The sequence below is a fragment of the Caballeronia sp. AZ10_KS36 genome, from assembly GCF_023631105.1.
In the GTDB taxonomy this organism is placed as follows: domain Bacteria; phylum Pseudomonadota; class Gammaproteobacteria; order Burkholderiales; family Burkholderiaceae; genus Caballeronia.
Genome location: NZ_JALQDQ010000023.1, coordinates 95022 through 119477, shown reverse-complemented (window position 1 = coordinate 119477; position 24456 = coordinate 95022). Strand labels below are relative to the sequence as shown.

General features: G+C 61.2%; 23 protein-coding genes and 1 tRNA gene. 12 read left to right on the top strand and 12 right to left on the bottom strand.

Annotation, left to right across the window (positions count from 1 at the left end):
• Positions 1 to 27 precede the first annotated feature (27 nt).
• Positions 28 to 975, bottom strand: a complete 948-nt coding sequence (locus tag NCR35_RS15055; RefSeq protein WP_250534948.1) for a LysR family transcriptional regulator — start codon at positions 973 to 975, stop codon at positions 28 to 30.
• 22 nt (positions 976 to 997) lie between these two features.
• Positions 998 to 2350, bottom strand: a complete 1353-nt coding sequence (oxlT, locus tag NCR35_RS15050) for an oxalate/formate MFS antiporter (RefSeq protein ID WP_250534947.1) — start codon at positions 2348 to 2350, stop codon at positions 998 to 1000.
• 400 nt (positions 2351 to 2750) lie between these two features.
• Here oxlT and NCR35_RS15045 point away from each other — a divergent pair, with 400 nt between their 5' ends.
• Both NCR35_RS15045 and NCR35_RS15040 read left to right on the top strand, forming a co-directional pair.
• Positions 2751 to 3695 (top strand): LysR family transcriptional regulator, encoded by a 945-nt coding sequence (locus tag NCR35_RS15045; RefSeq protein WP_250534969.1) that lies wholly within the window; start codon positions 2751 to 2753, stop codon positions 3693 to 3695.
• A 97-nt stretch (positions 3696 to 3792) separates the two neighbouring features.
• Positions 3793 to 4137: a hypothetical protein gene (locus tag NCR35_RS15040; RefSeq protein ID WP_250534946.1), complete on the top strand. Its 345-nt coding sequence runs from the start codon at positions 3793 to 3795 to the stop codon at positions 4135 to 4137.
• 97 nt (positions 4138 to 4234) lie between these two features.
• On the opposite strand, the gene NCR35_RS15035 is transcribed toward NCR35_RS15040, so the two are convergent.
• Positions 4235 to 5686 carry an aldehyde dehydrogenase family protein gene (locus tag NCR35_RS15035; protein WP_250534945.1) on the bottom strand — a complete coding sequence of 484 codons (1452 nt, stop codon included), beginning with the start codon at positions 5684 to 5686 and terminating at the stop codon, positions 4235 to 4237.
• A gap of 295 nt (positions 5687 to 5981) precedes the next feature.
• Here NCR35_RS15035 and NCR35_RS15030 point away from each other — a divergent pair, with 295 nt between their 5' ends.
• On the top strand, positions 5982 to 6377 hold the full coding sequence (locus tag NCR35_RS15030) for an RcnB family protein (protein WP_250534944.1): 396 nt from the start codon (positions 5982 to 5984) through the stop codon (positions 6375 to 6377).
• 57 nt (positions 6378 to 6434) lie between these two features.
• Here the strand turns inward: NCR35_RS15030 and NCR35_RS15025 are convergent, their stop codons facing one another.
• On the bottom strand, positions 6435 to 6794 hold the full coding sequence (locus tag NCR35_RS15025; protein WP_250534943.1) for an H-NS histone family protein: 360 nt from the start codon (positions 6792 to 6794) through the stop codon (positions 6435 to 6437).
• 802 nt (positions 6795 to 7596) lie between these two features.
• Between NCR35_RS15025 and NCR35_RS15020 the strand changes: the two genes are divergently transcribed.
• Entirely contained in the window at positions 7597 to 8616 is a 1020-nt protein-coding gene (locus NCR35_RS15020; RefSeq protein WP_250534942.1) for a lipopolysaccharide biosynthesis protein, read from the top strand.
• A 245-nt stretch (positions 8617 to 8861) separates the two neighbouring features.
• Here NCR35_RS15020 and NCR35_RS15015 read toward each other — a convergent pair whose 3' ends face one another.
• The 6 genes from NCR35_RS15015 to NCR35_RS14990 form a co-directional block, all read right to left on the bottom strand.
• Complete coding sequence (locus NCR35_RS15015; protein ID WP_250534941.1) at positions 8862 to 9734, bottom strand: type VI secretion system Vgr family protein; 873 nt, start codon at positions 9732 to 9734, stop codon at positions 8862 to 8864.
• A gap of 78 nt (positions 9735 to 9812) precedes the next feature.
• The gene (locus tag NCR35_RS15010; RefSeq protein WP_250534940.1) at positions 9813 to 10103 is read right to left on the bottom strand and encodes a type VI secretion system baseplate subunit TssF; all 291 of its coding nucleotides are present in this window, start codon (positions 10101 to 10103) and stop codon (positions 9813 to 9815) included.
• Positions 10070 to 10534, bottom strand: coding sequence for a type VI secretion system baseplate subunit TssF (locus NCR35_RS15005; protein WP_250534939.1), 465 nt, complete (start codon positions 10532 to 10534; stop codon positions 10070 to 10072). Before NCR35_RS15005 ends, NCR35_RS15010 begins: the two co-directional genes overlap by 34 nt.
• Before the next feature lie 483 nt (positions 10535 to 11017).
• Positions 11018 to 11776 (bottom strand): hypothetical protein, encoded by a 759-nt coding sequence (locus tag NCR35_RS15000; RefSeq protein WP_250534938.1) that lies wholly within the window; start codon positions 11774 to 11776, stop codon positions 11018 to 11020.
• Positions 11722 to 12684, bottom strand: coding sequence for a hypothetical protein (locus NCR35_RS14995; RefSeq protein ID WP_250534937.1), 963 nt, complete (start codon positions 12682 to 12684; stop codon positions 11722 to 11724). Before NCR35_RS14995 ends, NCR35_RS15000 begins: the two co-directional genes overlap by 55 nt.
• 37 nt (positions 12685 to 12721) lie before the next feature.
• Positions 12722 to 13126 (bottom strand): ParB N-terminal domain-containing protein, encoded by a 405-nt coding sequence (locus tag NCR35_RS14990; protein ID WP_350029204.1) that lies wholly within the window; start codon positions 13124 to 13126, stop codon positions 12722 to 12724.
• 630 nt (positions 13127 to 13756) lie between these two features.
• Between NCR35_RS14990 and NCR35_RS14985 the strand changes: the two genes are divergently transcribed.
• The 8 genes from NCR35_RS14985 (at position 13757) to NCR35_RS14950 (ending at position 21670) form a co-directional block, all read left to right on the top strand.
• On the top strand, positions 13757 to 14674 hold the full coding sequence (locus NCR35_RS14985) for a PD-(D/E)XK nuclease-like domain-containing protein (RefSeq protein WP_250534935.1): 918 nt from the start codon (positions 13757 to 13759) through the stop codon (positions 14672 to 14674).
• Positions 14667 to 15737, top strand: coding sequence for a recombinase RecT (locus tag NCR35_RS14980; protein WP_250534934.1), 1071 nt, complete (start codon positions 14667 to 14669; stop codon positions 15735 to 15737). The genes NCR35_RS14985 and NCR35_RS14980 overlap by 8 nt, the downstream gene beginning before the upstream one ends.
• Positions 15738 to 15812: 75 nt before the next feature.
• Positions 15813 to 16064, top strand: coding sequence for a hypothetical protein (locus NCR35_RS14975; protein ID WP_250534933.1), 252 nt, complete (start codon positions 15813 to 15815; stop codon positions 16062 to 16064).
• Between the two features lie 237 nt (positions 16065 to 16301).
• Positions 16302 to 16526 (top strand): excisionase family protein, encoded by a 225-nt coding sequence (gene xisR, locus NCR35_RS14970; RefSeq protein ID WP_250534932.1) that lies wholly within the window; start codon positions 16302 to 16304, stop codon positions 16524 to 16526.
• Positions 16502 to 17827, top strand: a complete 1326-nt coding sequence (locus tag NCR35_RS14965) for a site-specific integrase (protein ID WP_250534931.1) — start codon at positions 16502 to 16504, stop codon at positions 17825 to 17827. The genes xisR and NCR35_RS14965 overlap by 25 nt, the downstream gene beginning before the upstream one ends.
• Before the next feature lie 347 nt (positions 17828 to 18174).
• Positions 18175 to 19371, top strand: coding sequence for a hypothetical protein (locus NCR35_RS14960; RefSeq protein ID WP_250534930.1), 1197 nt, complete (start codon positions 18175 to 18177; stop codon positions 19369 to 19371).
• The gene (locus tag NCR35_RS14955) at positions 19368 to 19823 is read left to right on the top strand and encodes a three component ABC system middle component (RefSeq protein ID WP_250534929.1); all 456 of its coding nucleotides are present in this window, start codon (positions 19368 to 19370) and stop codon (positions 19821 to 19823) included. The genes NCR35_RS14960 and NCR35_RS14955 overlap by 4 nt, the downstream gene beginning before the upstream one ends.
• Positions 19820 to 21670, top strand: coding sequence for a DUF3732 domain-containing protein (locus NCR35_RS14950; protein WP_250534928.1), 1851 nt, complete (start codon positions 19820 to 19822; stop codon positions 21668 to 21670). The genes NCR35_RS14955 and NCR35_RS14950 overlap by 4 nt, the downstream gene beginning before the upstream one ends.
• 223 nt (positions 21671 to 21893) lie before the next feature.
• Here NCR35_RS14950 and NCR35_RS14945 read toward each other — a convergent pair.
• Positions 21894 to 21970 (bottom strand) — tRNA-Ile (locus NCR35_RS14945).
• Positions 21971 to 22102: 132 nt separating this feature from the next.
• Positions 22103 to 24157, bottom strand: a complete 2055-nt coding sequence (gene rpoD, locus NCR35_RS14940) for an RNA polymerase sigma factor RpoD (protein ID WP_250534927.1) — start codon at positions 24155 to 24157, stop codon at positions 22103 to 22105.
• Positions 24158 to 24456: the final 299 nt, after the last annotated feature.

Here is a 24456-nt window from a genome sequence, read left to right as displayed (position 1 = left end):
TGTCGTCGGGATGAACGGACGCGTCGGTCAGGCCTCGATGGCCTGTGACGTGTTGAGAGTATGCGTCGAGGATGCGATGAAGTGGGACCAGACATGCGCCGCGCTTTCGCGCAGCGCGCGGCCACGGCGGCGCACGATCATCACCGTGCGGGCGGGGTCGGGCGCGAGCGGAATGAAGCGCGTGCGGGCGCTGTCGCAGGCGAGGCGGGCGTGCATCGGCAGAACGCCGACGCCGAGACCGGCGTCCGCCATACGGGCCACCGCGACCGGCTGCGTCAGCCGCTGTCGCACTGCGCCCGCCACCGCGTGGCGCGCGAGCGCGGCTTCGACGGCGGCGAGGCTGCCGGCGTCGTCGTCGAGCAGAAGAAGCGGCAGGCCGCGCAACTGCGTCCACTCCAGACGCGCGGCGTCCGCCAGTCGATGCGACGCGCCGACCACCGCTGCGAAACCATCGGCGAATAGCGGTTCGAACGCGAGTTCGTCGAGATTGTCCGGCGCAATGACGACGCCGATTTCCGCCTCGCCCGAGCGCACGAGTTGCAGCACGGCGTTCTGCGGCCGGTCCATCACGGTGATGCTCACGTCCGGCAGCCGCTCCTTGCACGACGCGAGCAGCGCGGGAAGCACGCTCGCCGTCAGGCCGCAACTGCTCGCCATGTTGACAATGCCCTGCCCGGCTTGAGCGTCGGCGCGCGGCCGCAGCGTCGCTTCCAGTTCCTCGACGAGCGGCGCGATGCGCGCCAGCAGCTTGCGTCCGGTGTCGGTGAGCGTGACCTGGCGGGTGGTCCGGTCGAAAAGCCGCAGCGCAATTTCGTCTTCGAGTTCTCGAATGCTGCGGCTCACCGCCGATTGCGTGATGCCGAACTCGTCGCCGGCGCGGGTGAAGCTGCGGTATCGCGCGAGCGTCACGAAAAGCCGCAACTGGTGCAGCGACACCGAAAGCGCATGCGCGGGAGCGGCCGGGCGTTCGCGCATGCGCTGCCTTCCTTTGCGTTCGTTATTGAACCGACGTCTTGCCCGGCGCTTCGGGCCAGCCCGCCTGAAACGACGCGTTGATCGACGACTCGCCCGAGGTGGCGGCGACCGTGTTCTCGATCCAGCGCTTTCTCATCGGCGCAAGCACGAACTTGGCGCACAGACCGGCGGCAATCGACGTCGTCGCGGCCGTGATGAACACCGCATTCCACGATCCGACGGACGCGAGCACCGACGCGAGCGGCACCAGCATCGAGGCCGTGCCCTTCGCCGTGTACAGCGTGCCCGCGTTGGCGGCGGCGTACTTGCTGCCGAAAGTGTCCGCGCACGTGGCCGGGAAGATCGAGAAGATTTCGCCCCAGCACAGGAACGTCATCGCGGCGAACAGCATGAAGAGATACGGATGATGTCCGAACTGCATCAGCCCGAGCAGCGCCACGCCTTCGCCCAGGAAGATGATGAACATCGTGTTCTCGCGGCCGATCTTGTCCGAGATGAAACCGCACAGCGGACGCGTGAAGCCGTTGCAGAGATTGTCGATGGAAAGCGTCATCGCGAGCAGCGGCAGCGTGATGCCCAGCAGATTGACCGGCATTTTGGCGAACCCATATTCCTTCGCGATCGGCCCGAACTGCGCGGTGGCGATCACGCCGCCCGCCGCGACGAACACGAACATCAGATAGAGCACCCAGAAGAGCGGCGAGCGCACCATCTGGCCGGTCGTGTAGTCGATTTTGGTGGACACGATCCGCTTGGCCGGCGCGACGTTCACCGGAGGCTTCGGACGCACGAGCATGAGCGCGAGCAGGAAGATGCACACGCCCTGGAAGATGCCGAAGAACATGAACGCGTGCTCATAGCCCGACGACTGGATCATGTTCGAGATCGGGATGACCGTGACCGCCGCGCCCGCGCCGAAGCCCGCCGCCGTCAGGCCCGCCGCGAGACCGCGCTTGTCCGGGAACCACTTGAGCGCCGTGCCGACGCATGTGCCGTACACGCATCCCGCGCCGATGCCCGCGATGACCGCCGCGATATAGAGATGGACGAGGCTTGTCGCATGCGCATCGATGACCCAGCCGATGGCCGCGCATACCGATCCGCCGATCACGACCGGACGCGGCCCGAACTTGTCGACGAGCCAGCCTTCGACCGGCACGAGCCAGGTTTCGGTGACGATGAAGATGGTGAACGCCGTCTGAATGGCCGCTTGGCCCCAATGGTGCTTGGCATCCATCGGCACGACGAAAAGGGTCCAGGCGTACTGGAGGTTGGCGACGAGGCCCATGCATAGAATGCCGATCGCCAGCTGAATCCAACGGTTGTGATGACGCCCGTGCGACTGCCCGGACACCACCGTGTCTGCGCTTGCCATGTCTGTCTCCGATATCTGTCTCTGCGCTCGTGCGGCGCTTGATGTCCAGCGAGATCACCGGCACGGGGCCGGCGGGCGTTGCGGTCGGTCAGGGAAGGTGCTCCGGCCAGGCGGCGCGGGCGTGGCGTCGCGTGTCCAGAAGGGCGATGGGTTCGCGCTTGGGGCCAACATCCGCGTCAGGCGATCGAAGAATCATTTCGAGCGATTCCCAAGAGGTCCGGATGGTCGATGCAGCCCTGTCGGGCTCGATGCTGCGTGCTCTGCCGCGCTCACTGCGTCGGCTAAACCGGCTTACAACTGCGGGCACGTGAAAGCATCGTGCGGGACAAAAATGATTAAGGAAAGTTAAAAAAAATTATTGTATAAGTTAGCTATCGTGAATGGATGAGGGCCTGCCGTGCTGCGAAATGCCACTCTGCGCCAACTCAAAATCTTCGAAACGGTCGCGCGACGCTTGAGTTTTTCGCGGGCGGCGGAAGAGCTCTATCTCACGCAGCCGGCCGTCTCCACGCAGGTCAAGGAACTCGAAGAGCACGCCGGCTTGCCTCTCTTCGAACAGCTCGGCAAGAAAATCTATCTCACTCCGGCCGGGAACGAAATGCTCCATTACAGCAGGGCGATACTCGAGCAATTCCGCGAAGCCGACGACGCAATGGCGCGTCTCAAGGGTATTTCCGGAGGCACGCTCAACGTCGCCGTGATCAGCGCGGGCGATTACTTCTTTCCTCGTCTGCTGGCCGAATTCACCAAACGCAATACGGATGTCCGGCTCAATCTCGCCGTGCATAACCGCGAGGAACTGCTGCATCAACTCTCCGACAATTTGACGGATCTCGCCGTCATGGTCCGCCCGCCGCGCGATATGGACACGGTCAACGTGTCGTTTGCGCCGCATCCTTATGTGATCGTCGCGCCGCCGGACCATCCGCTCGTCGGACGAAGCAATATCCCGCTGGAATCGCTCACCGACGAACCGTTCATCGTGCGCGAGCGTGGCTCGGATACGTGGAATTCGATGGAAGAAGGTTTCGCCGGCAGGCTCACTAATCTCAACGTCGCGATGGAGATTACGAGCACCGAGACCATCAAGCAGGCCGTGATTGCCGGAATGGGAGTGAGTTTTTTATCCGCGCATACCATCAGCATGGAATTGCAGGTCGGCAAGCTCGCCGTGCTGGATATAGAAGGCTTTCCCGTGATGCTCAACTGGTTTGTCGTGCATCGCAACAATAAGCGCTTGCCGCCGGTGGCGCTCGCGTTCAAGCAATTTCTCGTCGAGGAAGGCGCTGCGCAGATCGAGGCGATCACGCATATCGTCGCAAAGACGGGTAAACCCGATTCATAACTCAAACGGAATGGTTAGCCGAAGAAACTTTGACTGTCCTGTATGAATGGCTTTTCCTATCCTGCGTGTATGCCCTGCGGCCACTGAGGAGACGATCATGAGCCAAGCCATGCACAGCGACGACCGCGAAGTTCTGGCGCAAGTCTGCGCGTTCAACACCGCTTTCGAAGAACTCGACCTGATGTTCCGCTGGGACGCGGACACGTATCGCTCGTTGGCATCGGCGGACAGCGACTACGGGAAGATCGCACAGTACATCGGGACGCAGTGCCCGCATTTGCTCAAGGCGTATAGCGCGGAGTTTCTCTGCCAGGCGATCGTCGAGCGCAAGAACATGACGATGGAAGCTTGCCGGCAGAACACGGTTCAGTACGAGGACAGCACGCAGCGCGCTCGGCTTTGGCGTGCGCGCGACAAGGAAGGCGTGCAGGCGCGCGTTTAAGTCTTTCTTTCGCGATGTATTCGGGGCGGCTTCGGCCGCCTTCTCGCGTTGTGCGAGAACCGCCGCGCGTTTCCAACGCGCGGCGTTCATCGGTCGCTTAGGGCGTCAGCGACACCCACACTGCCTTCGGCTCCGTAAAGTTCTCGATGGCCACGTCGCCGTGCTCGCGGCCGAAGCCTGAATCGCCCGAACCGCCCCACGGCAGCCGCACGTCCGTATACCCGTAGGTATTGACCCAGACGGTGCCCGCCTTGAGTCCGGCCGCCATGCGATGCACCCGCCCGATGTCCGCGCTCCAAACGCCCGCCGCCAGACTGTAAGCGGTGCCGTTGGCGATGCGCAGCGCGTCCGCTTCGTCGTCGAAAGGAATGACGCTCGCCACCGGCCCGAAGATCTCTTCCTGCGAAATGCGCATTTCGTGCTCGACGTTCGCGAAGACCGTCGGCTCGACGAAATAGCCGCGCTCGCCCGCGCGCCGCCCGCCCGTCACGAGCGACGCGCCCTCGCCCGTGCCGATATCGACGTAATCAAGCACGGTCTTCATCTGCTTGGCGGAGATGAGCGGTCCCATGTTCGTCTCGCGCTTCGATGGATCGCCGAGTTTGATGGTTTGCGCGCGCTGGGAAAGGCGCTCGACCACGTCGTCGTAGGCGGCGCGCTGCACCAACACGCGCGATCCCGCCGAGCACACCTGTCCCGCGTTGAAGAAGATGCCCGATGCCGCGGCGCGCACCGCGCTGTCGATGTTGGCATCGGCGAAGATGACGTTGGCCGACTTGCCGCCCAACTCCAGCGTCACGCGCTTGAAGTTGCCCGCCGCCCCTTGCAGGATGCCCCGCCCGACCGAAGGCGAACCCGTGAAGGTGATCTTGTCGATGCCCGGATGCGCGACCATCGAATCCCCGACCACCGAGCCCTTGCCCGTGACGATGTTCAGCACGCCCGGCGGAACGCCCGCTTCGAGCGCGAGGCGGCCGACCATCAGCGCGGAGAGCGGCGTGATTTCGGCGGGCTTCACGATCAGCGTGCAACCGCAGGCGAGCGCGGGCGCGATCTTCCACATGCCGATCATCAGCGGGAAATTCCACGGGACAATGGCGCCGACCACGCCCACCGGCTCGCGCACCGTGTAGGTCAGCGCATCGGGCCGCGCGGGCACGACCTGACCGTTGATCTTGTCGCACCAGCCGGCGTAGTAGGTGAGCGTATCGATGGCGGCGGGCACGTCCTGCCGCTGGACGCCGGCAATGGGCTTGCCCGCATCGAGGCTTTCGAGCGCGGCGAGTTCTTCCTGATTTTCGCGGAGCAGCTGGGCAAGCCGCATCAGAATGCGGCCGCGCTCGGCGGCGCGGATCGCGTTCCAGGGCTTCAACGCGGCGCGCGCCGCCTGCACTGCGCGGTCTACATCAGCCGACGTGCCGTGCGCGACATGGGCGATGGCCTCTTCGGTCGCGGGATTCAGATTGGTCGAATATTCGCCGCCGCTCGGCGCGACGAATTCCCCGCCTATCAATAACTCGTAGCGCTTCAAATCCGCTGTGCTTTCCATGTCTCTCTCCATGCTTTATTAAATCATTTCATGGTGGGCCAGAAAGCCGCCCGACGATAGAAAAACATTTTTATTGTTCTTATTCAGCGTCATGTATGGGCGGATATGGCATCGGGACGCTTTGCCCGTCAAAGCTTACCGCCCGATGCGCGTAATGCGCGTAATGGGAAGTAAGCGTTGCTTACACAATCTCACCCCATCGCCGCGCCTTGCAACGTAGAGTGACCGCCTGTTCGCGCACAAGGGAATAACCCTGGCAAGCGATCAATCACTACTCTACGAGGAGAAACGTTCCATGAAAAAAGGAATCGTCGTTGCGCTGTTATCTGCCGGTCTCGGACTTACTGCGGGGGCGAGTTTCGCACAGCAGTGGCACGGCCCGGATCAGAATCACGGCCCTCAAGCCAATCACGCGCCGATGATGTACGGCCACGACGCACACGACGGCCACGATGCACACGACGGGCCCCGCCCGCAGGATCATGCGGATCGCGACCGCGGTCATCCGGACTGGCACAAAGGCGATCGCCTTTCGAGCGAATATCGCGACCATCAGTATGTGGTCGACGATTGGCGCGGCCGCGGCCTGCGTCAGCCGCCGCGCGGATATCAGTGGGTCGGCGTCGGCGCGGACTACGTGCTCGTCGCCGCAGCAACCGGCCTGATCGCCCAGGTCGTATTGGCGCAGTAATACGGCGCTCGCGCGCGCAGGATGGGCTTACGCGAAGCCTTCATCCCTGCGCGCGCTTCAGTCTTCGTCCGCGAAGAGGGAAGCCTGCGAAGCGTGCCGCGGTGGCAGGCTCGCAGATTGTTCGACCAGAAACGCGTCCCGATCCTTGCCCGCGATCCACTGCGGCGCGCGACCGCGCCCGCTCCACGTCGCCCCGCTCTCCGGATCCCGATACTTGATGGCCGCGTCCGGCGCCGAATGCTGCGCGCCGGCCTTACGGCCCATCAGTTCGTTCAACGAGATGCCGTATTGACGCATCTTCTGGACGATCTCGATCAGCGCGAGGCGCTCTTCTTTGCGCCGTGCTTCGGCCAGTTCTTTCTCCAGCGACTCCCTTTGCGCCATCAACTCGGCGACTTGCGGACTTCTGTACGTCATATTCGTGATGTGCGATTGATTGCAGCAGCCCAATGCCCGCCGCCGCGACAAAAAACGAGAGGCTAACATGATCGGGCTCGGCGCGAGCAGACGGCGCCGATCGCTCAGTAGGGGTATTTTTTTCCCGGCGGCAATCAATCCTCATATCGATATCGTTCGTTGGTTATCCGAAGCATTATCGAATGCGCCGAATCGCTTTTCCCTCAATGCATGCGCCGTTACGTCACGCCATGAAACATCAATAGGGATACCGAACTTTATAGCCGGTTCCCGCAGGATGGAGACGGAATGATTTGCGCTGAAGGTTTACATCGAAGCGAGAACACAGTAATCTTTCGCCGCTGCCTCGGGTTTCCGGCAACGCTTGCCTATTCGACGCATCGCTTCGCATAGAGCGGGTAAATCTGACTGCTCATGTTGGATGCGGCGGATTCGAGTCAGCGTGGGATCGACCGCGATGCTTGCATGCTTCGCCGCGAATCCGTCTTGAACGCGCGATGAGTCGCGCATGACCGAACGCATCGGCGATCTTTTGGTCGCCCTCGACTGCCGTGCTTCTGCTGGCAGTACGTCTCAACCATCGGTTTCATCCATTCGTGGGTTGATGTGCGCCGCGATGATTTTTTGCGCGGCCTGCTTCCCTTTCAGTCCGAGCCATCCGAGACGATGAAAGCACTATCTCATCGTGCATGACTCGGCACGCCATTTAGTACGACTAATAATCATGACGAAATCGACTCGACCTTGCTCACTCCTTATCCGGCCTTTCACGTCGCTTAAGCGCGGCGCGGTAGTCAGCGCAATGATGACGAGCCTGCTGCTTGCAGCCTGCGGCGGCGAAAGCGGAAGTCCCGTTGACGCAGCCACCGACAAGAGCAGCACGCTCGCCGCGACGGTGAAAAGCGCGAACACGAACGGCTCGATCTTCTATGGCATGAACGGCCATAACAACAGCGGCGGCGCATACGACATCTCCAGCCCTGAGACGCAGCTCTCGCAACTCCGCGACCTCGGCGCGACGATCTACCGGAACGAGGTCTACAACCAGGCTTCGGCGAACAAGCTCGCGGGCATTGCACGAACCATGGCAGACGGCGGCGTGACCGTCTATCCCGTCATGCTGCTGGGTCTTGGCTATAGCAACGAGCAAGATGCTTATAACGCGGGTTATAGACTCGGCAAACAGACCGCGAGCGCGTACCACTACAAGTACTACGAAGTCGGCAACGAACTGGAGGCGCGCACGCTCAACGGAAATGTCGACGGCGTCTATTGGCAACATTACGACAATCACCGCTACGAAATTGCCCGAGGCATCATTCGCGGCTTGATTGCGGGTGTGAGATCGGAGGACACCGAAGGGAAGATCGTTCTGGGCGGCACGTGGCTGCACTATGCGTTCTACCAGATGCTGGGCGACGGTTCGCAGCCTGACGGCTCGTGGGGCCATCCGACCGTGAACTGGGACATCACGGCATGGCACTGGTACTCGAACGAAGGCGACATCACGCACGCCTGCGGCGGTACCGGCTGTCACGACGTGTTGGCGGTGCTGCATCAAATGGGCAAGCCGATCTGGATCAACGAATTCGGCGTGCGCCCGAGCCTGGGATCGCTGTTGCAGATCGCAAGGTATCTCACGGGCGGCGACATGATGTCCCAGTATGTGAATGTGGCGTCCAAGTACAACATCCAGTCGATTCAGGCGTACGAGCTCTATGACGATGCGGAAGGCGCGTATGGGATGATTCGCGGTGACGGGCATTCGCAGAAGCCGGCTTATTCGTCTTATCGGGATTTTGTGCGGAATCATCCGCGGTGATTCTTGTTCAGCGCTGGACGTGAATACGCTGCGGCGCGTTGCGAGTGTCATCCTGTGATACGACCAGAAGGCGACGACGACGCGATTACGCTTCGATCACCCGCATCCTGTTCGCGCCGAAGCACGGCATGCCAGCGCGAGCCTGATCGAAGCCGTTGCGCCGATTGTTGCCAGGCCCGCAATGCCTTCGGGCGCTGTGGGCCGAAGCGTACGCGTTCCTAATTGCGCTGCTTCGGTCGTTCATGTCATCGGTTCGAGTGTGATCCAGTGAGTACACGATGACAACCACGGCAATCTCGATGAGAATAGTCGTAGTCGTTGACCGTCACGTCGCCCGGCGTGATCTGACGCAGCACCTTGAGGCTGTGGATGTGCTCTTCGTCAATACGTTTATCTTCGGGCGCGTGATACAGTACCGTGTCGTACGCGTTGCCGTGCTTCTTGTGCGAGCCGGGCGAATCGCACAGCACCAGCGTCATGCCGTCGAAGTGGTAGTAGATGCCCCACTCGGTCCAGAGCTGCTGTAGAAATTCGTAGTCGCTCTGCCAGAACTGCCGGATGAAGTCGCGCTTCGGAAAGACGTTGTTGTTCAGCGCGACCGCAGCCAAGCGCGTCTTCCACGGGAACTTATAGTTTCCGCTCTTCAGAACGCTCTCGGTTATTTCCAAGACGCTCATGTCCTGGAACACCCGGCTATCTCGATTTTGCGTGGCGAGCCATAGCCACGGTCTTACCGTGAACCGGTAATAGACGCGCCTGTCATCGCTGCCCGTCTGCTGCACTTCGGTGATGATGCCGTTGATCGTGCGCACGCCCGCGCCGACGTTGCCCGCGCCGAGATCGCCGGGTAGCCCGGGAATGAACGTTCCCTTGCCCTCGAATTCGATTTGGATGGCGATCGTTTTACCAATCAAATCGTCCGGCTTGAGCAGCTTGCGCGCGTCCCAGATGCGGAACGTCGGACTATCGACGGACGCGAAGTCCACCTCATATTTGAAGAGCTCGCCGAGCGCTTCGACGCCCCGCACTCGCTGAGGGATGAGGATCTCGTTGCCGCCCCAGGTGGGCAGCGCGTCACACTCGATCTTCAGCGTGCGGCTTTGCAGCGGGTAGAACATCAGTTACTTCTCCCTGGTTCTTTTGATTGAGTCACGGCAGAGGCCGCGTGGGATTCGATTTGCGTGCTTGCCTGCGGATCACGCGGTGCTGCGGCTGCCCGGCCGAGGCGCCCATTCGGCAATGCGCCCGCGCTGCTTCGAAAGCAGCAGCGTCTTGGTGTAAGAGTGTCTTGAAGCGTGCCGTGCGAGGTAATGCTCCAGGACAAGCCCCAGCGCGTAGGGGCTTGCGCCATCGAAGTCGTCCTCATCGAAGGTCACGGCACATTCGAGGGCGCGCACCATCGGAGGCGTCGCAGGAGGCACGACGCAATTGACCGGCGCGAGCGTCGCCGAAGTCAGACTGTCCACCTGCCGCCGCAACGCAGGCATATCGGCCGATAGATAGAGGCGCAACAGGCTGCGCAAGCCCTCGCCAGGGTTAAGCTCGTCGTAGCGGTCAAGCGCACCGACGTGAGTTCCACGCCGCGTGGAATCGTGTGCCCCGAGATGAAGCCCGCCGCTTTGCCGCCGGGATACAGTCGCGCAACGGCAATGGAAGGCGTGGGCGACAGGTAGTTGGGATAGACCGACGACAGCAGCGCCTGCGTGATCAGCGGGAACTCGTCGTCGAACCGCATCTGCATACGCGCGTTGACGAACGCAGATGTTTGTAGCAGCCGATTCACGTAGGGATCGGCGATGCTTCCCGCGACCATGCCGAGTCGCGCGGCGATCTTGGGATGATCGCTGGCGAACTCGTCCCCCAGCGCTTGCATGAAGCGCAGTTCGCTGAGATAGGTATCGAGAAGGCGCGGGTCCATGCGACTCGCTTCACGCAAGACGAGCGAGACGGCACGCGCAATTGGGCCTCGTGCTCTTATGCACGCATATAGAATGCGTAGGGTTCCGACGGGTGACCGGCATTGCAAGCTCGCCATGAAAAGTGGCTGCAAAATTACCAGTCCGACCCCAATACAGATATACGATTTCTCCTAAATTGGTCAGCGTGGCATAAGCGCATCGTCACTATTCGATCTCTTATTGACGTTCGCCACGAAACCCTCGCGCTTCGCATTGCACCGGGGACGCGGCCTTACCTCGCCGCAGTGGCGAGGCAAGCGCCGAGGCACAGCATTCGATGATTCGGTGCGGGCTGGCAATGTCACGCCACCACCGTGTCCGCCGACATCGCTCACCGCGTTATGGTCGCCTTCGACATAGACGAAGGTGCACGGCCCAGCCCGAGCGACCCGAGCAGCGCGCCGAGCACGCACACCTGCACGAGCCGGCGCATGCCCGCTGCCCTACGCGACCTTGGTGAGCGACGAGCGCCCGTGGATCATTAGCGTCGTTTGCGTGTTCGGGCCGACGACCTTGCTGAAGCCCGCCCACACGTGGTCGCCTGCCGAAATGGCAATCGGCCCAGCGAGGGCGAGCGAGCCGAGTGTGCTGACCTTCTGCAGCGTGCCCAGCGACGCATCGGGGAAGCGCCGCACCGCCTGCTGGTACACGCCTGGATACCCGTAGCCGACGCACACCGAGAACGTCATTTGCGCCGGGATCTGCCAGACATCCTCGGGCGACGCACTGATTTCGGCATCGGCAGTCACCGGATACATGCCGGTCGGCACGGAGATTGAGTTGTCGCTGTTGAGGGTGAACTGGAACCCACCGAAGGTGCTCGTCGCCATGCCGAAGTCGAGCTGGTAGTGATCGCCGCAGTCAATGCCGCGGTCATTCGGCTGATAGCCCAGCTCGATGTGCAAACCCGAGGCCGAGCCGCCGAGCGAGCTAGGCTTGTTGAGGATTTGCGCCACCCCCGAGGTGGCGTTCCAGTCACTGTTCACCTGAGCAGCGGGAATCGTCGGCGTGCCCGACAGGTCCGCGTAGCGGCCTGAGGTCGCCACCGTCGCGAGATCCGGTTTGCTCAGAATCTGCGACGCGCCCGAGGTGGCGTTCCAGTCCGCATTGACCGGCAGGCGCGTCGCCAGCACATCGTATTCGCCGTTCACGCGGGACAGGCACAACGCGAAGTCGCCCGGCTGCAAGACGACGACCGGCACGTCGTTCGGACCGCCCATCCAGTGAAGTCGCCGCCTTGTGCTAGCAAGTTGAGGACACGCGCGCCGTGGTGGTAGATCAGAAACGCGACTGCGTTCAGCGGCAGCGTCGCGGTGCGCGCGAGCGTGAGCGTGCCGCCATCGGCGCCGGCCCATTGAATGGCCATGCCCCCGTGGCTCGCGTCGAGCGTCGCGTTCTCGCTGCAGGTCACGTGCCCCGAGAAGCTGCCGAGCGCACGCTGCACGAACGCCGACCTCGCCGCAGCGCTGCTGTCGTCGAACTGCGGTGGCGTCGCGATGACCGGCTCGCCCGTGAGGTCGGCGTAGTCCCCCGTCGTCGCCACGTTGGCCGAGTTCGGTCGGTTCAGAATCTGGGCCGGCCCGCTGGCCGCGTTCCAGTCAGCATTGACCTGCGCCGCCGGAATCGTCCGCGTGCCGGACAGGTCGCTGTACTGACCGCTGGTCGTTACGGGGCGAGATCGGGGCGATGGAGAATCTGCGCGAGCCCCGATGCGGCGGTCCAGTCGGCATTGACGGGTGCCGGTGGCGCGCCGGCCAGATCGCTGTATTGTCCGCTTGTGGCGACCTTCGCCAGGTTCGGCCGGTTGAGGATCGCACCTGGACCCGTGGACAAGTTCCAGTCGCCATTTCGTCGCGTCGTAGGCGAGCGAGCCACCCGCCATCAGCCAGCGCGCGATCTGCGAGAGCACGAACAGGATGCCGTTCATGTCCTGGCCGAGTGGGGGAATGCCGCCCTTGAGCGGACTGGTCATCGTCAGTGGCGGGAAGCCGTCGGTGAACGAGGCCGCGCCTTTCGTGACGCTGACCTGCGACGGCACGGGAATGCCGTTGCGGCTGCCGTTTTGCGCGAACGGGACCGTCACCGGCGGCGGGCTGTCAGTCAGACGCATGATGTCCTACCGTGAGGTGCTTGAATTGCGAGGTGCTTCACCAGACAATGGCTTGCACTTCCACAACGCTCGTTGCCGAGACGACCTCGCAGATCTTGACGAACAGCGTCTCGTACGTCGGCGACGAACGGCGCGCGATCGCCTGTGCGAGTCCTTCCAAGTCGGCATAAGTGAACGGGCGCTCCGATACGGTGAAGTCCTTCCTCAACTCGTTCTCCGCGTACTCGCCCAAGACGATCGACTGAAGATCCACCAGACGCGCAGGCACGCGCTCCCATTGCAGACGCACACACGCCATCAAGCGCCGTTCTCCGGCGATGAGTTCGAGTTCGAGTGTCACGACGATCGGATGCAACAGGCCGATTGTCGCGATGCTGCGCCCAAGCGCATCGATGTCGCCGTGATCCACCCGATGACGCGCGCGAGCGGCACATAAGCGAATTCCTCGTGCCGAGCTTTCGGTGCTTCAGCCAGCGCGCGCCGCACTTCGATGACCGTATCGCGAGATGAATTAAAACGCCGGGTTATTTCCGCGTTGGTCGCCGTGGGATTGGCTTCGATGGCTTGACGTATGGCTTCGCGGTTCTCTGCGTACGATGCCGGATAACGTTTGCCGTTCACTCCGATCACCCGCGCCGCTCTCGCTCTCACCGCTCTTCTGGTGTCAGCCATTTCAAAACGCCTTTAGTCCTAACCCGTGAAAGTCCACCTAAAGATAGGACTGCGTAAATCCGTGCGTCAAATCTTTTTTTTGATAGGTACATATCCTAGGGTGTCGAACATACTGTCGAACATCGCACCGCTTTCTTAAATTCTTGTCTTTTCTAGCGCGCTTACTCATTGATTTTTATACGCTTCTTTTAATCCGTAAAAATCAAGTGTCGAGCATGTTCGACAGGTACTATTTTCTGCAAACTAATTCCTGTCTACTTGAAATCGCTTTACGGCTTGCCTATCTTCATTTCCACGGCGCGCATTACCTTACGCGCGAGAGCATGGACCCGCTTTTGAAATGGCGCGTTTCAAAGAGAGCACAGCTTATGCGGCCGCATTCAATTAACCGAATGACGTCATGCCGGAATTGAGCGTATTGAATCAATCCATCGCTGTCAGCGACGGAGTGACTTCGTCTGAGAATCAAGGCGGCACGGCGCCGACATGCGACACCACCCGCCGCCTCGATGCGTTGCCCGCCATCGACTATCACGCGCGTGAAGCCTTGAGCGCCTCGGGCATATCGAGGTTGCTTCGTTCACCTGCCCATTATCGCCTCTGGCGCACGACGCCAGGCACGCAAACCGCGGCGATGGCGCTCGGCACCGTCGTCCATGCGCTGGTGCTCGAGCCGCATCGCCCGCCGCCGGTCGCGATCACGCCGTCGTGCGAGCGTCGCTCGAATGCCGACAAGGCCGTCTGGACGGAGTTCGAAGCGAACCTGCAGGGCCGCGTGCCGTTGAGGCAGGAAGAGTTCGATCGCGCCCAGCGCGTGCGCGATGCGGTCTATGCCCATGCCGGCGCGCGCATGCTCCTCGAGAACATCGCCACCGAGGTGTCCATCTTCTGGCAGGACGAGGCGTTCGACATCCCCTGCAAGGCGCGACTGGACGTACTACGCGCCGACCTCGGCATCGTCGATCTCAAGACCACCGCCGATGCGGCGCCCAGCGCCTTCGCCCGCTCGGTGGCGAACTTCCGCTACCACGCGCAGGCCGCGCACTATCGCAATGCCGTCCAGCACGCAGAACATGCGTCGCCGCCCTTCTTCGCCTGGATCGCGGTCGAGACAGAGCCGCCCTTCGGCTGCGGTTGCTACGAGATCGACAGCGACGGGCTCGACGAGGGCCGGCGTCTGGTGCGCGCGGCGGCAAAAGTGTATGCGCAGGCACTGCGCGCGCGGCGCTGGCCGGGCTACCCCGAGACGATTCAGCTGCTGCGCCTGCCGAAATGGGCGCTGCACTCAAGCGATGCACAAGGAGTCGATCGTGACTGATCCCCGCACCGATGAGACGAGCATGCGCATCGCCACCTTTCGCCGCGATCTGGACTCGCCCGCGCAACGCGAGCAACTGCGCACCGCTTTGCCCCGCCATATCGATCTGGATACCTTCTGCCGCGTCGTGATGACAGCGGTCCAATCCAACGACGACCTCGCGAAAGCCTCCCCCCGCTCGCTGCTGCGCGCGACGATGGAGTGCGCCTCAGACGGTCTGTTGCCCGATGGTCGCGAAGGCGCCATCGTCGCGTACCGCTATCGGGAGACCCATAGCTACATCGCGAGTTGGCAACCAATGGTGTGGGGGCTGGTGAAACTCGTGCGCCAATCGGGGGAGCTGACCGACTTGGGCGCGCACGTCGTAACGCGCGCCGATCGCTTCGACTACGTGGTGGATGAGAACGGCGAGCACTTCCGGCATCACCCCGACTTTCAGCAACCCGAGGCCGCCCCGCTGCTGGTCTACGCATATGCGCGCACGCGGGATGGCGGACGCTATTTCGAGCCGATGCCGTGGTTCGAGGTCGAGATGTTCAGCGCGCTCAGTCAGGCGCATGCCGAAGAGGCACCGTGGAAGCGGTGGCCGCTCGAGATGGCCAAGGTGCGCGTGATCCGGCGGCTGTGCAAGCGCCTGCCGATGTCCACCGACGCGCGCGCGGTGCTGGCACGTGATGATGCCAGGGATGCGCAGCGCTTCTCTCACGGGCCATCAGTTGACGACGCGGCGACGGCGATCGGCGCGATGAACGCAACGATTCGCGAGGCGGCGACCTCCGCCGCCCCGGCGCTGGACGCGCCAGGCGCCGCGGACGACGAATCGCGTACAGCGAGATCCTCGCGCAACGCACGCACAAAGTCCGAGGCGCCGCCACTCGGGCTGACGTATGCGCAGGTCGCCGAGCGCCTGAATAAGGCGAAGGATCAGGCCGCATTGCTCGCCGCCTCAAAGCTGATCGACACGCTCGCGGACGCGACACAACGCGACGAGCTGCAGGAAATGGCAGCGCAGATCAATGCCGAGATGATCGCGAAAGCGCAGCGCGGTACGGACCCAGACTGAAGCGTGCCGCCCCACGCTCCGGTTTGCGTGTATTTCACTAAGGACTGCGAAAGTCTCACATCAAAGGAAGGACCGATGAAGTGCATCATCCATGACAAGAACGTGCGCAAGCTGCTCGGGCGCTATCCCGGGCTGGACGTGACCCGCACCGACCATCATGTGCGCGTGCGTCACCCGAGCACGGGTGACTTCATCATCATCTCGATGACCAGCTCCGACTGGCGCAGTTTGCGCAAGGTTAAGCGGGATCTCGAGCATCTCGCGGCGGGCAACGGCTACCTGCAACGCGCGGCTCGAGGGCGCGCCTTAAGCCGAGGCGGTAGGTGAACGCGACGCCGGTCGGTGCCGATTTAGTGCGAAGCAGTCAAGCCAATTTAGGATGCCTCGCGGAGCGTGCCGACTAAACGCGACACTTGTGTTCCACGCACGCTCCTGAGTGGCTGTTCCCGCGACACGACGCTACAGTGCGCCTGCCGCTCACCCACACGGGGACGGACGGCCAGGGGCCGGCCGCGCAGACCGAACCGCGCTCGCACACGATCTTGACGATAAGGATCACTCACCATGGGTAGGCCGTTGGAAAAGCCAGTCGCGAACCCGCCGCCGGGTAGCAACTACGTGACGGTGGCGCTGGCTGCCTCCCTCACGGGTCTTTCGGAGAAAGCGATTCGCCGCAAGATCGAGCAAGGCCGGTGGCTCGACGGACGTGAGTATCGCCGGGCGCCGGACGGCCACATTTTTATTTCATTGACGGGATATCAGAGATGGGTAGAACAACAGGGGGCGTAGAAGTTCGCGAAGCCTCGATTCGCCTGAGCTTCACTGCAGGGGGCGTGCGCTATCGGACCACGCTGATGATCGACGGCGCGGCGGTGCTGCCGACGCCAGCCAACATCAAGTACGCCAACCGGCTCATGGCCGAAGTCAGCGCGCGCATCAAGGCGGGCACCTTCGACATGATGGAGTACTTTCCGCAAGGCGCCACGTCGGTCAAGCGAGGGGCAGCGTCGCACACGCCGGCCGTTGAGCCGCCGGTCGAACCACCGGTGAGACGATCCACGAGAGCCGCGAGCGCGCAGCCGCCGTCGGAGGAGCCCGGCGAAGCGTCCACCAAGCGCAAAGTACAGGAGCACGCGAGCGCCGCGCCCACCGTCGAAGCATGGCTCACGCAATGGCTCGACATGACGCGCATCGAAACCTCCACCCGCATCGGCTACGACGCCGCCGTCAAGTTCTGGTGTCGCGCGTCCTGCGACAACCGAGCTCGGAAGATGGGTAGCCTGCCGCTCGCCGCGCTCAAGCTTTCACACATCCTGACAGCCATCGCCAGCCGCCGGGAACTTTCCGGCAAGACCATCAACAACTACGTGTCGGTGCTGCGACTGGCGCTGGGTGTCGCCGTTGCCGATCAGCTGATGCCGACCAACATCGCCGAAAGCGTCTCACGCGCCAAGCACCAACGACAGCCGACCGATCCGTTCTCGCGCGAGGAGTCGGAAGCGATCATCGCCGAAGCGGCCAAGGTCGATGCACAGATCCACAACTACATCGAGCTGTGGTTCTGGTCGGGGCTGCGCACGTCGGAGATCAACGGGCTGGAATGGCGTTTTGTCGATTTCAAGGACAACACGATCGCCATCGAGCGCGTCCTGGTGGCAGGCGAAGAGAAGAACCGCACCAAGACCGCGGAGGCGCGGCTCGTGCGCCTGAACAGCCGCGCGTACGCCGCTTTGCAGCGCCAGCGTGCCTTCACGCAGGTGGCCGGTGGCCGCGTATTCCAGGACCCGCGCACGAGCAAGCCGTGGCACAGCGAGGAGGCGTTCACCCGCGTGTACTGGTCCCGAATCCTCAAACGTCTAGGGATCCGCTACCGTCGCCCGTACAACATGCGCCACTCCTACGCCACCAGCATGCTCATGGCCGGCATGACGCCCGCCTTCTGCGCGCGCCAGCTCGGCCATACGGTCGAGATGTTCCTGCGCACCTACGCGAAGTGGATCGACGGCAGCCAGAACGATCTCGAGATGGCGCGGCTGGAGAATGCGCTGACACACGCCTCGGCCCCGTCACGGACCGCAACGCTGTGTTAGCGGTATCTGGATGTAGGCGGGTTGGGTGCCACGCACAACGGGGACAGCAGGCGAGACAAGGCGTTCCGGCATCGGATGAGCAACGGGGAGGGCGCGGTAAATACCGGGATTTGGTTGGCGACCTGCAGGAAACGTCAGTTGCGATTCTCGCATGTAAGTTATTCGGTCCTGTTGCTCAGATCGTGAAGCGCAATCTTGCCGGCTTACGGCGAACCCGATAGCCGCATCGGTTAACGTCGGGCATAGCCACGGATCGATCCGGACGTTATCATCGAGCGCGCGATACGGTGCCTGCATTTCCCAGCTAGGCGCCGCCAGAAAAATCGCCGTACATCGATATAACGACTATGGGCCAATTAGAAGCAGTTTCAGCGGACAAGACATCACTGGGCTTCGAATTTCAAGACCTAGTGTTCATAGAAAAACTCTTGGAACTCCGACCTGGCGAATCACTCGGGCTTGAAGTCTTTGACGACATCCACCTCGAGACAATAACCAGTGAAGTTCTCCTGTATCAGGTCAAGCATAGCTTGTGCGGCGGCAACATTACGGACCGGGATTGTGACCTTTGGAAAACGCTCGCCAACTGGCTTAAGGCGTTCCCTGAATTGCCACAAGACCGCGAGGTGGCTTTTCGGCTTCATACAAACAAGGCGCTAAACAGCCAGAAACTCGTCAGCCTCCTCAAAGCACCTGAGAAAGACATCAAGGCTATCATCGCGCATGTCCGTGAGACGCACGATGACATCGCCGCTACCGACGCCAAGAAAGCCACCGGTGCATCGCCCAATCCGATCGCGGGCCACGTTAGCGCATTGGCCCGGGCATCTGACGCACAGTTGCGCTTTCTTTTTGAGCGCTTTGAGTTTCATGCGGACGACAATGCGATCCTTGCGCGAATCGACGTGCTTCTGACGTACCTGTCAGTGCCGCCCACTCAACTCTCTGCGACCCGGCATCAACTAATCGGAGCGTTCAAGGAATACAAGTTTAAGACCATCTGTGCCAACAAGAAGATCAACGTTTCCTTCGACGATTTTCGCAATAGGATAGGACTCGCGCTCATTGTAGCGGCCGCGAGATCTGACAGAGCAAACTTTGAGGAGTTTGTAGATCGATATTATGCTTATCGCCGCCCTCAAGACCTATCCTTCCTCAGAAGCAGGTACCAGGCGCAGCTTGCCGAATTGGATGTGACCTGCGACGAGATCATCGATCGAGGCATTGAGATGAAGGTGACCGAAGACTTCATTGAGGAACTGCGAGCGCGGGGGCTCTTTGGGCACACCGAGAACGTCCGGCTGGAAAACAGTGCGCACAGCGCTTGGACAGAGATCCATCGCGATGCCCACAGCGAGACGCACGCTGACGAGGCTGCGCAACGCAAAGCGGCTTTTACCTGCTACAAACAAACTATCAGGGAGTCGCTGACTGCCAACCAGCAATCGCTCCCCATAGCGATGAGTCGTGGCAAATTCATCAGCCTGTCGGATCAGCCGAGAATCGGCTGGGCAAAAGATTGGGAAACGAGATTCAAGTCATGAATGCCCTGACTACCAACGAACTGCTTGGTAGCGTCGCTCTGCAGACGGCCCTGCAGCACGCGCCGGAGTCGCGACTTCCACTATCCAAAGCCTTCCTGATCTTGCCTCTGCTATTCGACGGCAACATTCGAAAGATACTCAAAGACCGACGAAGCGTCGTCGTAAGCTGCAAGGATCTGATCTTGTCGCGGCCGGAAGCTTTCACGACGGTCAGCGCGCGCTTCAGCGATCTGTTCTTGACCTCACTGAACACAATCGTGCTTGCCTGCGAAATGGGCATGACCCAACTGGTGGGCGGTGACGTTATGCTGATGGAAGTATTTTTCGACGACAATAGGCCAGCACGCATGGGTAAGACGGCTAGCGACATAATGCGCGCCGGTCCGCATCTCGCCACGCTCCTGCGTGAACCAGTCATCGATCTCTATCAAACCCTTCGGATCGCGCTGTGAGCAACATTCAGATAACCAACATTCTCCTGTGGCAAAAAGACGGGCAACTCAGGGATCTCGAATTTAAACAAAACCGCGTCAACGTCATTACCGGCGATGCCGGCAAAGGCAAATCGTCCATCTTATTTATCATCGATTATTGCCTGCTGGCCAGTGAGACCAAGGGCATATCCAAGACCAATATTGATTCAAAGGTGGACTGGTATGGCATCAGGCTAAGCATCGACGGCAAAGGGCTGGTGATTGCACGCCCGTCTGAGGCTCAGCAGGAAAGCGATCGCGCATACTTCGGCGAGGACGGGATCATACCGGAGCGGCCGTCATTCAATGTCCGCATCTTCAATTTGAAGCGAATCCTCAACAACGCTTTCGGGATCGACCCCGAACTGAAAGTTCCCTTCGGTGGCAAGTTCATTCAGGCGAATCAGAAAGTGTCGTTTCGGAATTTTCTGGCGCATTGCTATCAGGATCAGACTACCATCATCGCTCCTGACTATCTGTACATCCGTCCTGGTGACGGACGCTATCAAGAAGGGATAGAACGAACGTTTCGCATGGCCATCGGTGCTGAGAATGTCAAGACGGCATTGGCGCGCAGTCAGCTGGCTGACCTGGAGCGCAAGAAGGCCGCGCAGGCGAGAAAGCACGCGGTGTATGACAAGGCGACTCACGCCTTCTCCGACGAGCTCGCCGAACTCGGCCGAGAAGCCGCGACTTTCGGGCTAGTTGACAGTTTCCCCGATGAGCCTGCGGAACAGGTGACTTCATTACGGCAAGCCTTAGAACTAGCTGACATCCTGCCGGCACAGCTCAAGGAGGCCGACCGAATCGAGGCTGAGATTTTCGAGCTTCGCGCCAAGAACCGCCGTCTCGTTGCTTTTGCTGAAAGCGGAGACCACCATAAGAAAGCGCTGCGGGAGATGGCCGATGCGCTGAAACCGACCACTCTATTCGATGATGGCCCGCAGCAAGTCTTTCCCTCATTCGTGGCCCATCAGGTAGTGTCGCGCCTGAGGACCGAACTGGACGAGATCGAACAAGCCATCCGCAGCCGAGACTCCTTCCCATTTCTGAAGGAGGTACAAACGTTAATTGACGAAAACGAGAAGCGCATCGGCGACCTGCGTACTAGGCAAGCGGCTCTACAGGAAAGTGCAGCGATACCCCTCAGCTCACAGGCCTACCACAAGTATCTTGGGCGGCTGGAAGCGAAGCTTGAACTTTATGCCGGACGCGATGACCTCCAACGGCCAGCCATGGACGAAGAGCTTGATGGTCCAATCCGCGAACTGCAATCAACAGTCGAGGCAGACCGCCAGAAGACTGCCCACACCAAAGAAGAGCTAAACCGGCGCATTAACGCCAGGTTAACCCGGCTAAAGTTGAAGGGCTACGAGGGCTTTTCAGCGCATTTCGCCGAACGAGAGCGGTTGATAACGCTGTACGCACCGGATCTGTCGCGAGCCGAGAAGATGCCGGACATTGGAAGTGCGTCTAACTATCTCTACTTGCACGTCGCATATTTCTTGGCACTGCACGAGATCGCTAAACTGCGACGCGTCCCGTGGGTGCCATCTTTCCTAGTGCTGGATCAGCCCAGCACGCCGTACTGGACCGACGGAAAGCTCACCGACGATATCGTGAGCCTAGACGTAGTGCTTCGCGAACTTGACCAATTCGTGAAGGAAATGGATGAGTATGGGGGCTTCCAAATGATAGTACTGGAGCACATTGAGGAAACACATTGGGTTGGTCTTGGGTTGGACCGGTTTCATCTAGTTGACCGCGAACTGCGGGGAGATTATGGGTTGATTCTCAGCGAGCCGGCCTCCCCCGCGAAGGGATAGCGTCGCCCTCTTAGGCGATAGGGCTCCTGGGGGTGTCAATGCGGTCGCCACTCAACGGAGGGCACAAAACCGCTAGTAGGCGGCGAGTGAGTAAGGCGAGGTTAAGAACGCCCAGTGGGTCATGTAACCCACCAGTGTCCCCGAATTGTCCCCAGAGTGTCCCTGAAGGCCACCCGCCGGGGACCAAAACCCCGCTAACCCTTTGATAGTTTGAAGTAACTGCTGGTGGGCCGGGTGGGACTCGAACCCACTGTCGGTCGATTATGAGTCGACAGCTTATACCAGTTAAGCTTCCGGCCCCTCTCGAAAACGGAGGGCAAAAAGAAAGCGCCGTGCGGCGCTTTCTGATGCTTCAGAAGGATGCCAAAGGCGACTCTCGAAGGTCTGCGAGTTTGCCTTACAACGTCTCTCAATACAAGCCCGAGACACGCATCAATTACCCTCGAGGAACGACTTCAACTTGTCCGACCGGCTCGGGTGACGCAGTTTGCGCAGCGCCTTCGCCTCGATCTGGCGAATGCGCTCACGCGTCACGTCGAACTGCTTGCCCACTTCCTCCAGCGTGTGATCCGTGCTCATCTCGATGCCGAAGCGCATCCGCAGCACCTTCGCCTCACGCGGCGTCAGCGAGTCGAGCACGTCCTTCACCACGTCCCGCATGCTCGCATGCAGCGCAGCGTCGGAAGGCGCCACCGTGTTCGTATCCTCGATGAAGTCGCCAAGATGCGAGTCGTCGTCGTCGCCGATCGGCGTTTCCATGGAGATCGGCTCCTTCGCGATCTTCATGATCTTGCGGATCTTGTCCTCGGGCATTTCCATCTTCTCGGCAAGCGTCGCCGGATCCGGTTCCAATCCGGTCTCCTGCAAAATCTGCCGCGAGATACGGTTCATCTTGTTGATCGTCTCGATCATGTGAACCGGAATACGAATGGTGCGTGCCTGATCCGCAATCGACCGCGTAATGGCCTGGCGAATCCACCACGTCGCGTAAGTCGAGAACTTGTAGCCACGACGATATTCGAACTTGTCCACCGCCTTCATCAGGCCGATATTGCCTTCCTGAATCAGATCGAGGAATTGCAGTCCGCGGTTCGTGTATTTCTTCGCAATCGAAATCACGAGGCGCAGATTGGCCTCCGTCATTTCGCGCTTCGCCTGACGCGCCTTCAGTTCTCCCGCCGCCATCTGGCGATTGGTTTCCTTCAGGTCCTTCAGCGGCAACACCACGCGCGCCTGCAAATCGAGCAGACGCTGCTGCTGTTCGCGAATCGCCGGGATATTGCGCTCCAGCACCGCGCTGTAATCGTGCCCTTCCGCGACGACCTTGTCGGCCCAGTCGAGGTCCGTCTCATTGCCCGGAAAGCGGGCGATGAACTCGGCGCGCGGCATGCCGCACTTGTCCACGACCGTATGCAGGATCTGCCGCTCGACCTGGCGCACTTCATCGACCTGGGCGCGCAGCGTGTCGCACAGGCGCTCGACGGTGCGCGCCGTGAAGCGGATCGACATGAGTTCGGTTTGAATGGCTTCCTGCGCCTTCAGGTACGCCTTCGACTTGTAGCCTTCCTTCTCGTACGCGCGGCGCATCTTGTCGAACCACTCGCTGATGAGCGAGAACTTTTCGAGCGACTGGCGCTTCAGCGCTTCCAGTTGGGCGGCGTTGGCGCTCGCCTGCGCGGCGCCGTCATCGTCGTCCTCTTCTTCGTCGCTTTCCTCGTCGGCTTCCTCTTCCTCGGACTCGATCGCCTCGGCTTCCTGTTCGGAAAAGCCGTCGGTGTCTTCCGCGTTCGGATCGATCAGGCCATCGACGAGTTCGTCGACGCGCGTTTCCTCGTTCTGCACGCGTTCGGCCATCGCGAGAATGTCCGCGATGGTCGTCGGGCAGGCGGAAATCGCCATGACCATGTGCTTGAGGCCGTCCTCGATACGCTTCGCGATCTCGATTTCGCCTTCGCGCGTCAGCAGCTCGACCGTGCCCATTTCGCGCATGTACATGCGCACCGGGTCGGTCGTGCGGCCGAACTCGGAATCGACCGTGGAGAGCGCGACTTCGGCTTCTTCCTCGACCTCGTCGTCGGCCGAGGCGTTCGGCGCGTTGTCGTTCAGAAGCAGCGTCTCGGCGTCGGGCGCCTGCTCGTACACCGCCACGCCCATGTCGTTGAACGTGCTGATGATGCCTTCGATCGCCTCGGTTTCCGTGAAGTTGTCCGGAAGGTGATCGTTGATTTCGGCGTACGTGAGGAACCCGCGCTCCTTGCCGAGCTTGATGAGCGCGCGCAGTTTCGAACGGCGCTCCTCCAGTTCTTCGACCGTGCCGGGCGCGCTCGACGCGAACGCGTCTTTCAGAAGCGCCTTCTCCTTGGCGCGGCGGTCGCGTGCCTTGGCCTTTTCGACCTTCGCCGCGGGTGCGGCGGCCGGCTCTGCAGTTTGCGGTGCGTCGTCTTCGACGGGTACATCGTTCAGCTTTTTCGTCATGGAGTTCGCCATACAGGCTCTAGTCTCGACTCGCGGCTGCCGGACGGCAACCGATGGAACCGTGAATACCCAATGCGCACGTGCCTCGACCTGCCTGGCTGCGTGCCCTGCCCGGGGCGCTACCGCGGTCCGAGCGATGCGCTCGAACGCGAATCGCTCCTACCCGCAATAGCAGCCGCTTCCCTTGCGCCCGTCTGTTCGTCGGCGTGCTTATCCGCCTGTTCTATGTGTCGCGCCCCGCTCGAGGCGAAACCGCCCTTGCGCGCGCCGCGACAGCCGATTCAGCCAGCGCCCTTGCAACTCTCGCAAAT